Below are 11,791 nucleotides of genomic sequence, written 5' to 3' on the forward strand. Positions count from 1 at the left end.
CCGCCCTTTCTCTCTTCCACCCCCCCCCCGCCATCCGCGATAGGAGGCCGTCTGGTGGGCGCGGAGATGTGTATACGAGCCAGGCACCGGCCCGCCGGTCGGGCCGAAACCGTACGCGGCAACCGCCGGGCCGCGCGGGGCCAGTGGCGCGGTGGCCGGGGCGGAGGGGCGCGCCGGCGCGGACCGGACACGGGCGGGGCGCACGGAATGGCGGGGCGCCCCGTCAGATGGCCGGGGTGGCCCCCGCCGACCCCGTACGCCGGTTGCCCTGTCGCGCCGATGCCGCGATGCCGCAGTTAACCCCGTAAACCAGAAAAGCGCGATGTGTCGGCTCCGCGTTTGCTCGCGCCGGATTTGGGTGGCCCCGCCCTTGCCGGGGGATTTCGCTGCCCGAAAGTCGGCGGTCGTGTCACTCATTTCGGGCGGTGCCGCTCGATGGAGTTCGCACGCCGTTCACGCGGCGCGATGTGCCGCCCGCCGGCCGCCCGCTTCGACCGCATCCGGCCGCAGGAAGCGAACCTGATGGATTCCCGCCCACCTGACGGATTACGGCGAATGGCGTTGGAATTGGCCCCGCCTCGGATTGAGGATCTGGGAATCCACGCATTCCACCTGTTCAGGGAGGGCCACGGTCATGGCTCAGCAGCAACATCCGGCGGCAGCCGCGCGGCACGCGGTGCGCACGAGGCCCGCGCGCACCGCCCGGGACGGGGGCCGGCGCCATGGCTGAGCGCGGCGAAAGCGAAGGCGGCATAGCCCGGCGCACGGTCATCGCCGGCGGCACCGCCGCGCTCACGGTCACGGCCCTGACCCCCGGCATCGCCGCCGCGCGCCCGGGACGGGCGCCCGAGACCGACCCCGTCGTACGCACCACGGCCGGCGCCCTGCGCGGCACCCGCAACGGCGCCGTCTCCGTCTTCCGCGGCATCCCCTACGCGCAACCCCCCGTCGGCCCGCTGCGCTTCTCCTCGCCCCGGCCGCCGAAGCCCTGGCAGGGCGTGCGGGACGCCGTCGACTACGGCCCCACCGCCATCCAGTTCCAGGGCACCGAAGGCCAGGAAGACTGCCTCTACGCCAACGTCTGGACGCCAGGCACCCGCGGCGCCCGCCCGGTCCTCGTCTTCATCCACGGCGGTGGCTGGCAGTCCGGCGCCGGCAGCCTGCCCAACTACGAGAGCAGCCGGCTCGCCGAGCGCGGCGACCTCGTCGTGGTGACCTTCAACTACCGTCTGGGCGCCTTTGGTTGGGGACTGCACGAGGAGTTCGCCGACCGGTCGACCGGCTCCATCGCCAACTGGGGACTCCAGGACCAGGCGGCGGCGCTGCGCTGGCTGCGGGCGAACGCAGCGGCCTTCGGCGGCGACCCCGACAACATCACCGTCTCCGGCGGATCGGCCGGCGGCGCGACCACCTGGCAACTGGGCCTGCTGCCCCAGACCCGCCCGCTCATCCGCCGCATCATCCCCATCAGCCCGGCCCACATCTGGACCCCGGCCGCCGCCCTCACCCCGCAGGACGCCCGCCGGGCCTACGAACTGGTGGCGCGGGACCTCGGCGTCACGGTGTCCAAGCTGCGCGAGGTGCCCGCCTACGCGCTGCGCGACAGTTGGGAGAAGCTGTTCGCCGGCCCGCCCGCGGACCGGCCGCGGGCCCGCGGCCGGGCCTACCGCGGCCCGGTCGTCGACGGCGAGTGGATGCGCGGCCCGCTGCACCGGCTGCCCCTACCCGAACTGCCGACCCTCAGCATCAACACCGACACCGAGGGCTCCTTCTACACCGGGCCGAACCCGCCCACGCCCGCCCCGGCCCCCACACCCACCGACGAGGCGTCGCTGCGGGTAGCCGTGCGCGCCGTGCTCATCAAGGGCGCGGCGCAGGTCACCGACGCCGAGGTGGACGCCTGCATCGCCGCCTACCGGGCCGCGGCCCTCGCCGACGGCCTGCCGCACGACCCGCTCAGTCTGTGGACCGAAATCTGGGGCGACGGCCTGTTCCGCTACCTGGCGGTGCGCCTCGCCGAGAAGCAGGCCCGCGCCGGCGTCGTACCGCAGTACCGGATGGAGTTCGCCCACCCGGTGCGCGCCCCCTGGTTCGGCACGCCGCACGAGGCGACCTCCAAGTTCCTCTTCGGCAGCTTCAAGCTGCCCGCCAACGCCCCGCAGTACGGTGACGGGCCGCTGGAGGAGACGGTGTCCAACGCGTTCATGGACCTCGTCGCCTCCTTCGCGCACACCGGAGCGCCGGCCGTCGACACCGTGCGCCACTGGCCCGTCTTCGACCCCGCCCGGGCCACCGCGCTGCGCCTCGGCGGCCCGGACGTCGCCCGTCTGGTCACCACGTCCAAGGCGCGCCAACTCAGCTACTGGGACACCGCCGGCTGGGGCCCGCGCCCCTGACTCGACGCCCCACCGCACCGGCCGTACACCCCACCCACGGTGCGCCGGACGTCCCACCCACGTGGTGCGTCCGGCGCGCCGGCCCCTGCCCCTCGCGCTCCCACCCCCAGCCTGCCCGCCCGGCCCGCCGGGCCCGTCACTCGCACGCGGCCGTCCGGCACCGGCACAACCGCCATCGATTGCGGAGGCAACCCGTGGACCACGCCCTGCTCGACATCCACCTCAAACCCGCACTCCAGCAGCCCGACTGGGAGGACGCCTCCCAAGTCCAGCGCATGCGCGACGAGTTGGCGACGCGACCGGCCCTGGTGCGGGCGCAGGACGTCAGGACCCTCCGCGGCCAACTGGCCAAGGTGGCCGCCGGCGAAGCCCACGTGGTGCAGTCCGGCGACTGCGCCGAGGACCCCACCGAATGCACCTCGGGCTATGTCGCGCGCAAGGCCGCCCTGCTCGACCTGATGGCCGGGGCGCTGAAGATGATCACGTACAAGCCGGTGGTGCGCGTCGGGCGGATCGCCGGACAGTTCGCCAAGCCGCGCTCACGCCCCACCGAGCGGATCGGCGACCGCGAACTCCCGGTCTACCGGGGCCACATGGTCAACGGCTGCGAGCCCTCGCCCGAGAGCCGCCGCCCCGACCCGCTGCGGCTGCTGACCTGCTTCATGGCGGCCGGCGACATCATGGGCCACCTCGGCTGGCGCGACGGTCGCGGCGCGGCCGGCCGCATCGAGGCCCCCATCTGGACCAGCCACGAAGCGCTGCTGCTCGACTACGAGATGCCGCTGCTGCGCCGCGAACCCGACGGACAGGTCTACCTCGGCTCCACGCACTGGCCCTGGATCGGCGAGCGGACCCGGCAGCCCGACGGCGCCCACGTGGCGCTGCTCGCGGCCGTGGCCAACCCGGTGGCCTGCAAGGTCGGCCCCGGCATGAGCACCGACGTGCTGCTCGACCTGTGCGAGCGGCTCGACCCGAACCGGGAACCCGGCCGGCTGACCCTGATCGCCCGGATGGGCCCGGAGGCCGCCGCCGAACGCCTGCCGGCCCTGGTGGAAGCCGTCCGCGCGGCCGGCCACCCGGTGAGCTGGCTCACCGACCCCATGCACGGCAACACCGTCACCGCCCCCGGCGGCCTCAAGACCCGCTACGTGGAGACCGTGGAGCGCGAGGTGGACGCGTTCCAGACCGCGGTGCGCCAGGCCGGCGGCGTGGCCGGCGGCCTGCACCTGGAGACCACCCCCGACGACGTCACCGAGTGCGTGCGCGACGAGTCCGAGGCGCACCGCGTCGGCGACAAGTACGCCAGCTTCTGCGACCCGCGGCTGACTGCCAGTCAGGCAATGAGCGTGGTCTCGCGCTGGCGCGGCTGAAATGCACCGCCGCGCGCCCTACCTGACCTGTCAACAGCGCGCGGCACACTGGGAGTTGACCGGCACGGCACAGTCAGCGAAGGAGGCTCAACGATGGACAACAACGTGGCCGTGGTCACCGGAGCGGCGGGCGGCATCGGCGCGGAGGTGGTGCGCGCACTGAGCGCCCGCGGCGTGCGAGTGGCCGCCGTGGACCTGGACGCGGACCGGCTCAAGACCGCAGTCGGCGACCTGCCCGGCGTGCACGCGTTCCCCGCGGACGTCACATCGGCCAGCGAGGTGCGTGCACTCGTCGACGCCGTCGAGGAGCGCGTCGGGGAAGTGGACTACCTCGTCAACGCGGCCGGCGTCCTGCGCACCGGCGCGGTGCGCGACTACACCGAAGCGGACTGGGCGGCCACCTTCGCGGTCAACGCGACCGGCGTGTTCCTGATGTCGCAGGCGGTCGTGGACCGGATGGTCCCGCGCTCGCGCGGCGCGATCGTCACCGTCGCCTCCAACGCCGCCGGCACCCCGCGCAGCGAGATGGCCGCCTACTGCGCGTCCAAGGCCGCGGCGACGCTGTTCACCAAGTCCCTGGGGCTTGAGGTCGCCCAGTACGGCATCCGCTGCAACCTGGTCGCCCCCGGCTCCACCGACACGCCCATGCTCAGCTCCATGTGGCACGACGAATCGGGCCCGCGCGGCACCATCGAGGGTCGCCCCGACGCGTACCGCGTCGGCATCCCGCTCGGGAAGATCGCCCGCCCCTCCGACATCGCCGACGCCGTCGTCTTCCTGCTGTCCGACCAGGCGGCGCACATCACCCTGCACGACCTGACGGTGGACGGCGGCGCCACGCTGGGCGTCTAGCCCCCGTGCCCGCCGGCGCCACCAGGCACGGGACGCCGCCCACCGGCCCCGGGGGCCCCCCCCCCCCCCCCCCGGGGGCCCGGCGCCCCCCCCCCCCCCCCCCCCCCCCCCCGGGGGGGGGGGCGGGGCCCCCCGGGGGGGGCCCCCCCCCCCGCCCCCCCCCCCCCCCCCCCCCCCGGCCCCCCCCCCCCGGCCCCCCCCCCCCCCCCCCCCCCGGCGGGGGCCCCCGGCCCCGCGCGCGCCCCTCACCCGGGCCAGCCCCGGGTACGCGCGTCCGCGCAGCTCGCCACCCACGCGGCAACGGTCCGCCGCCTCCCGAGAGGACGCCCATGCCCGGCATTCCGCCGATCAAGACCTACCCCCTGCCGACCGTAGGGGACCTGCCCGACAACACCGCGTCGTGGTCCGTGGACCCACGGCGCGCGGTGCTGCTCGTCCACGACATGCAGCGGTACTTCCTGGCCCCGCTGCCCGAGCCGCTGCGCTCCGCCGTGGTGCGCAACGCCACCACGCTGCGCGACCGGTGCGCGGACGCCGGCGTCCCGGTCGCCTACACCGCCCAACCCGGTGGCATGAGCGACGCGGACCGCGGCCTCCTCAAGGACTTCTGGGGCCCGGGCATGCGCGTGGACCCCGCCGACCGGGAAGTGGTGGACGACCTCGCCCCCGCGCCCGATGACTGGCTGCTCACCAAGTGGCGCTACAGCGCCTTCTTCCGCACCGACCTGCTGGCCCGGATGCGCGAATCGGGTCGTGACCAGCTCATCGTCTGCGGCGTGTACGGGCACGTGGGCGTGTTGATGTCGGCGGTCGAGGCGTTCACCCACGACATCGAGACGTTTCTGGTGGCCGACGCCATGGCCGACTTCTCCGCCGACTACCACCGGATGGCCATCGAGTACGCGGCGAGCCGCTGCGCGGTGGTCACCACGACGAAGGAAATCCTCGCATGAACGACGGCACACCCCGGCCCCGCCGCACGCAACGCCCCACGCCCCAGCCCGCCGCCGCCCGTCCCGCGGGCGGACCCGACCCGTCCGGTGCGCCGGAGTTGCTTGAGCGCGTACTGACCGGCCGGGCCCCGGTCTTCGCCCTGCTGCACCGGCCGGAGAGCACGGGCCCCGGCCAACTCGACGTCCTCACCGGCACCATGAGCAGCCCCGCGACCCTCGCCGACCTCCCGGCACAGGACCAGGCCGACACCGGCGAAGCAGCCGGACCCCGGCACGAGGTGCTGACGCTCGTCCCCTACCGGCAGATCACCGAGCGCGGCTACACCTGCGCGGACGACGGCGAACCGCTGCTCGCCATGACCATCACCGAACAGACCACCGCGCCGGTGGCCGACGTCATCGCCCAGATCCCGGATCTGCCGCTGGAGCTGACGGGACGCCACTTCGACGTGGACGACGACAGCTACGCGGACATCGTGCGGCGCATCATCGACGAGGAGATCGGCACCGGCGAGGGCGCCAACTTCGTCATCAAGCGCTCCTTCGTGGCCACCATCGGCGACTACGGGCCCGAGCACGCCCTCACCCTCTTCCGCCGGCTCCTGGAGCGCGAGTCCGGCGCGTACTGGACGTTCGTCGTGCACACCGGCGACCGCACCTTCGTCGGCGCGACCCCCGAACGGCACGTCAGCCTGCGCCACGAGCGGGCCGTGATGAACCCCATCAGCGGCACCTACCGCTACCCGGCGTCGGGCCCCACCCTGCCCGAGGTCATGGACTTCCTCGCCGACCGCAAGGAGGCCGACGAGCTGTACATGGTGGTCGACGAAGAGCTCAAGATGATGGCCCGCATCTGCGAGTCGGGCGGCCGGGTGGTCGGCCCGTACCTCAAGGAGATGGCCCGCCTCGCGCACACCGAGTACTTCATCGAGGGCAGGTGCCTGCGCGATCCGCGCGAGGTGCTGCGCGAGACGCTGTTCGCCCCCACCGTGACCGGCAGCCCGCTGGAGAGCGCCTGCCGCGTCATCGCCCGCCACGAGCCGCACGGCCGCGGCTACTACAGCGGCGTCGTCGCACTCATCGGACGCGACGAACGGGGCCGCGCCGCCATGGACTCGGCCATCTTGATCCGCATCGCCGACATCGACGCCGGCGGGCAGGTCCGGGTCGGCGTGGGCGCCACCCTGGTACGCCACTCCGACCCGGTCTCCGAGGTCGCCGAGACCCGGGCCAAGGCTGCTGGCATGATCGCCGCCCTGGAGAGCAACGGCAGCTCCCGGTTCGGTGCCCACCCCCGGGTTAGGGCGGCCCTCGCGGAGCGCAACGCCAGCCTCGCCGAGTTCTGGCTCGCCGAGGCCGCCCAGCGCGCCAGGCCACGCCCGAACCTGGCCGGCCGCAGCGTCCTGGTCGTCGACGCCGAAGACACCTTCACCTCCATGATCGGCCACCAACTCGCCGCACTCGGACTGGAAGTGACGGTCCGTCGGCACACCGAACCGTACGCCTTCGACGGCCACGACCTGGTGGTGCTCGGCCCAGGACCCGGCGACCCCAGGGACGGCACGCACCCCAAGATCGCCCATCTGCGGGGGGCGGTCACGCAGTTGCTGACCGAGCGCCGCCCCTTCCTCGCGGTGTGCCTGAGCCACCAGGTGCTCAGCACCAGGCTCGGCCTCACCATCCACCGCCGCGAGGTGCCCAACCAGGGTGTGCGCCGCGAGATCGACCTGTTCGGACGGCCCGAACGGGTCGGCTTCTACAACACCTTCGCCGCCCACAGCGACACCGACAAGGCCGAGTGCACCGGCGTGGGCGTGGTCGAGGTCAGCCGGGACCGCACCACCGGCGAGGTGCACGCCCTGCGCGGCCCGCACTTCGCCTCCATGCAGTTCCACGCCGAGTCGGTGCTCACCGACGACGGCCCGCGCATCGTCGGCGACCTGCTCGCCGGCCTCAGCGGCGCCCTGCTGCCCGCCAGCGCCGACCGCGGCTGACCGGCCGCGCCGGGCGCGGGCGCCGGGCCCCCCCGCCCCCCCCGGGGGGGGGGGGGGTGGGGGGGGGGGGGGGGGGCGGGGTGGGCGGGGGGGGGGGGGCCCCCCGCGCCCCCCGGCCCCCCCGGGGGGGCCCCCCGGGGGGGGGCCCGGCCGGGGGGCCCCCCCCGCTCAGCTAGACGATGATGCTGGTCAGACCGGTCTCACCGGCGTGCGAGCGGACCGCGACCGGCACGTGCGCGGTGGGCGGCAGGGCCAGCGCGGCCCGGGCGATCGCGTCCGAGTCGCCGAGCGTCACCGAGTCCACGCCGGGCCGGATACCGGCCGCCGTCACCCAGTGCACCGACTCGGTGGGCACCCCGTAGGCGAAGCGCCGGGGGTGCGCGCGGCCCTTGGCGTCGAGCAGCCGGTAGGGCCGCTCGGTGACCGCGAGGCCGCCCGTCTGGTAACTGCCGCCACCCGACGACTGGATGCGGTACGGGGTGGCCTGGTCGGTGTTGAGCAGATGGCTCAGCAGCGGGTCCCGGGTGCGGCGCACATCGGGCTCCGGCAGCCGGGCCTCGATCAGCGTGTTGGCCCGGATCGGCGGCCCCGGCACGTCGGTTGACTCCATCACGAACGCCGGGTTCACCGTGTCGATCCGGATCAGCGTGCCGGGCCCGGTCAGCTCCAGCACCCCCGCCTCCACCAGCGCGATCAGCTCCTCGATGCGGGAGGCCGGCGGACCGATGGACAGGTACGCGTTGAGCGGCGTGTACCAGCCCTCCAGGTCATCGCGGTGCGAATCGCCGTCCAACCCGCCGTGGTCCACCGCGAGCCGGATCTCGTTGCGCAGGTCGCGCAGCACGTCGAGGGCGGCCTTCAGCGGCCCGCTGACGTTGCCCGCCCGGGCCTGCCGTACGTCCTCCGCCAGGTACTCCACCAGCCAGGCGTTGAACTCCGTTCGCGAAGTGAACTCGCGTTCGCGGTACGGCTGGGAGAGCCGCTCCCAGTCCCACCGCTCGGCCGGCGCGATGGCGAAGGAGTCCAACAGCAACTCCCGCTCCCGGCCCTCACCGAGCAGCAGGTACCGGGAGATGAACGAGGCGCGCTCATCGGCACGGCCCGCCTGTTCCAGCAGGGTGCCGTAGTAGACGCTCTCGACCTCGCGCGAGATCAGCGGCCACAGATCCGTACCGAAGTGCACCGGGCGCCCGTCGCGCGCCCTGGCCCGCAGCCCGGCGATGTACTCCTGGGTGAGCAGTCGCGGGAAGTAGCGGCCGTAGGGGCCCTTCTGGTTCTCGCCACGGGCCTGGTAGGGCACCCCGCGCCGGGAACTCGCGTACAGCTTGGGCTCCTTGCCCGACGCCCGGTACACCAGCCGCTCGCCCTCCCGGACGAACTCGCCGTCGCGCCCGGCGGTGAACAGCGCCATGTGGTCGAAGAAGTTCAACCCGAGCCCGCGCAGCAACACCGGCGTGCCCGGCTTGACGCCGCTCAGGTCCACATCGGCCGGGTTGGCCGGCGTGATGTACGTCAGGTGGTGGATGCGGGCGAGGCTCGCGGTGCGCTCCTCGCGCGGCGTGAGCCGGGCCGACACGTGCCCCTGGGCGAGCACGATCGCGTCGAGCTCGTTCAGCCGCGTGCCGTCCTCCAGGCGGATGCCCTGCGGGCCCATCGGAATGCCCTGCGTGTCGGCCATCGCCACCGCCCGCGAGCGGTGCACCCGGATCGAGACGTGCCGCGGCGCCTGGGCGTTGATCTGCTGGAAGCAGTCGTGCAGATAGCAGCCGTAGAAGGCACGGGTGGGATAGTCGTCCGGTCCCAGCCGCTGCGCCTGGGCCAGGGTCTCGGCGCTGTAGGTGTCGAACTGGCTGGCCACCGAAAGGCTCTTGGCCCACTCGTACAGGCTGGGGCCCGGCTCGATGGGGCCCTCGATCTGCGCGCTGTCATCGGTGTAGACGGTGATCTGCGAGGCCACGGTGTTCATCAAGAGGTGGCGCGACTGGTCGGTGCGCCACACCCGGCCGGGACCCGGCGGGTCGGGGTCCACGATGTGCACCGTGATCGCCTCGTGCGAGGGCGCGACCCGTTCGTTGGCGCACAGCCGTTCCAGGACCGAAAGCCCGCGGGGTCCCGCACCCACGATGCAGATCTCGACATGACCTGTGCTCATCAAGGCACTCCATGGGAGAAGAGAGGCACGCAGGGACGCTTACTTGGCCGGGCCGCCGGAATTGATGATGCGGGCGAGCTCCAGCCGTTTGATCTTGGTGGTGGCGGTGTGCGGCAGGTCGTCCAGGCGCCACTGCACCGGGTCGGCCATCGGGGGCAACCCGGCCGCCGCGGCCCGCCAGGCGGCCAGGTCCAGCGGCTCGTCACCCTTGGTGGACACCACCGGCACCGCGCGGCCGTCGTCACCGGGGATGATGATGACCTCGGCCAGGTTGTCCAGCCTGGCGAACAACTGGTCCTCGGCGGCCAGCGTGCTGCCGAACCCGGGGATCTCGTCCACCTCCCGGTCCAGCAGGTGCAGGCACCCCCACTTGGTGCGGTAACCCACGTCACCCATCCGCCACCAGGAACCGTTGGTCTGCGCCGCGTACCGCTCGGGCTCACCGAGGAAGGTCACCGCGCGACCGTCGCTGCGCACCTCGATGTAGCCGGGCGACTCCTTGGTGGGCGGGGCGCCGTCCCGGCTGACCACCCGTACGCCGGTCATGCCGGGGAACGGCACGCCCACACAGCGCCCGTCGGCCTCAAGGGAACGCAGCTTGGTGTAGGACCGCGCCACTACGGGCCCGGTCTCGCTCTGCCCGTAGAGCTGCCCGAAGACCGGCGCGGTACGGCGCGTCGCCCGCAGCAGCCGGTGCACCGTGCGCGGGTGGATGGCGTCGAAGGTGCTGCTGAACAGCCGCACGTTGGCCAGCGGCTGGCGCGGGTCGTCGGCCAGCTTCTCCCACAGCATGTACGAGTTGGGGTGCGCCTCGATGATGCCGGGGCGCAGCCGTACGAAGTAGTCCGCCACGTGCTCCGGGTCGTCGTCGGTCAGGACCAGCAGCGGGAAGCCGCGCGCGAGGGAGATGAGCACCGCGCTGATCACCCGGGAGTGGACGAACGACACGTGCATGGCCACCGTCTCGCGCTTGCGCAGCAGCGTGACGGCCGCGGCCTGCGGGCGGTAGCGCGACTGGAGGCTGTAACTGGTGTGCACGGCCATCTTCGGCAGACCGGTGGTGCCCGAGGTGTGGGTGACCAGCGTCGGGTGGTCCCGGGGCATGACCACGGGGGCGACGCGCCGCACATCCGTGAGATCCGCGAGGGCGGTGGCCCGCGGGTGGGAACCCGAGGCCAACAGCACGCTGTCGGCGACGTCGAAGACCTCGTCGGACAGTTCGTTGTCCAACTTGGCCTGGTCGGTGAGCAGGTACGGCTGGTTGACCCGGGGCAGCATCTGGAGGACGGATTCCCCGTCGAGCTTGGGCGAGAGCATCACCGGCACCGCACCGATGCGCGCGACGGCCGAGGCGATGAGCGGGATGTCGAAACCGTCGGTCTTGTACACCACCACGTGGTCACCCGGCCGGACCCCCACGGTCCACAGGCGGGAGGCGAAGTCGGCCACCACATCGGCGAGTTCGGTCACCGTGAACCGACGTCCAAGCTGCGGCGCGATACCCAGGTCATGATCAAGAATGACGACGTTGGCCGGGTGCTTGGCCGCCACCCGGTCGAATGCCGTACCCAGGCGAATTCCCTGGTTCCTGATGCGCTGCAGAATCATGTACCCACCTTTCCCGATGACGTCGACGCAGCCCGAGCTGAAGTCACCTGGTGAACGGCCGCCCCGCGGGGGCGGTCCCGGATCGTGCGTACGGCTGAGACGCGCTGAATCCATGCAGGAGGAGAGAGCGCGGTGGAAACGCGGAGGATGGTGTCCGGTCAGGAATGCGGCGGCGTGCCGAGCTGCGTGGCTTACTGGCTGGAATCTTCGCGAGCCCCTGGCCGGCCGGTCAACGAGCGGCTTCGGGGTCCGTCAAGTCCGCCCGGACGACGGCTGCGCCCGCCGCGCGGGGGTGCCGGACACGGGTGCGCCCCGTCCCGGGGGTTGCCGCGGGACGGGGCGCGAGGTGGCGGGGGGGGGGGGGGGGGGGGGGGGGCCCCCCCCCCCCCCCCCCCCCCCCCGGCGCGCCCGGGGGGGGGGGCGGGGGGGGGGGGGGGGCGGGGGGGGGGGGGGGCGGGGGGCGGGG

General features: G+C 73.5%; 7 protein-coding genes. 5 read left to right on the forward strand and 2 right to left on the reverse strand.

Annotation, left to right across the window (positions count from 1 at the left end; genetic code table 11):
- The first annotated feature begins 722 nt into the window (after nt 1–722).
- From AAHZ94_RS17635 to AAHZ94_RS17655, 5 genes are all read left to right on the forward strand, one after another.
- Nucleotides 723–2,396 (forward strand): carboxylesterase/lipase family protein, encoded by a 1,674-nt coding sequence (locus AAHZ94_RS17635; RefSeq protein ID WP_349993878.1) that lies wholly within the window; start codon nt 723–725, stop codon nt 2,394–2,396.
- Nucleotides 2,397–2,590: 194 nt separating this feature from the next.
- On the forward strand, nt 2,591–3,766 hold the full coding sequence (locus AAHZ94_RS17640) for a 3-deoxy-7-phosphoheptulonate synthase (RefSeq protein WP_349993879.1): 1,176 nt from the start codon (nt 2,591–2,593) through the stop codon (nt 3,764–3,766).
- A 93-nt stretch (nt 3,767–3,859) separates the two neighbouring features.
- Nucleotides 3,860–4,618, forward strand: coding sequence for a 2,3-dihydro-2,3-dihydroxybenzoate dehydrogenase (locus AAHZ94_RS17645; RefSeq protein WP_349993880.1), 759 nt, complete (start codon nt 3,860–3,862; stop codon nt 4,616–4,618).
- A gap of 329 nt (nt 4,619–4,947) precedes the next feature.
- Nucleotides 4,948–5,571 carry an isochorismatase family protein gene (locus AAHZ94_RS17650; protein ID WP_349993885.1) on the forward strand — a complete coding sequence of 208 codons (624 nt, stop codon included), beginning with the start codon at nt 4,948–4,950 and terminating at the stop codon, nt 5,569–5,571.
- Nucleotides 5,568–7,565 (forward strand): anthranilate synthase family protein, encoded by a 1,998-nt coding sequence (locus AAHZ94_RS17655; protein ID WP_349993881.1) that lies wholly within the window; start codon nt 5,568–5,570, stop codon nt 7,563–7,565. The genes AAHZ94_RS17650 and AAHZ94_RS17655 overlap by 4 nt, the downstream gene beginning before the upstream one ends.
- 172 nt (nt 7,566–7,737) lie before the next feature.
- Here AAHZ94_RS17655 and AAHZ94_RS17660 read toward each other — a convergent pair whose 3' ends face one another.
- Both AAHZ94_RS17660 and AAHZ94_RS17665 read right to left on the reverse strand, forming a co-directional pair.
- Complete coding sequence (locus AAHZ94_RS17660; protein ID WP_349993883.1) at nt 7,738–9,717, reverse strand: FAD/NAD(P)-binding protein; 1,980 nt, start codon at nt 9,715–9,717, stop codon at nt 7,738–7,740.
- Between the two features lie 39 nt (nt 9,718–9,756).
- Nucleotides 9,757–11,325, reverse strand: coding sequence for an AMP-binding protein (locus tag AAHZ94_RS17665; protein ID WP_349993884.1), 1,569 nt, complete (start codon nt 11,323–11,325; stop codon nt 9,757–9,759).
- Nucleotides 11,326–11,791: the final 466 nt, after the last annotated feature.

This window comes from Streptomyces sp. HSW2009 (assembly GCF_040240285.1).
Lineage (GTDB): Bacteria > Actinomycetota > Actinomycetes > Streptomycetales > Streptomycetaceae > Streptomyces.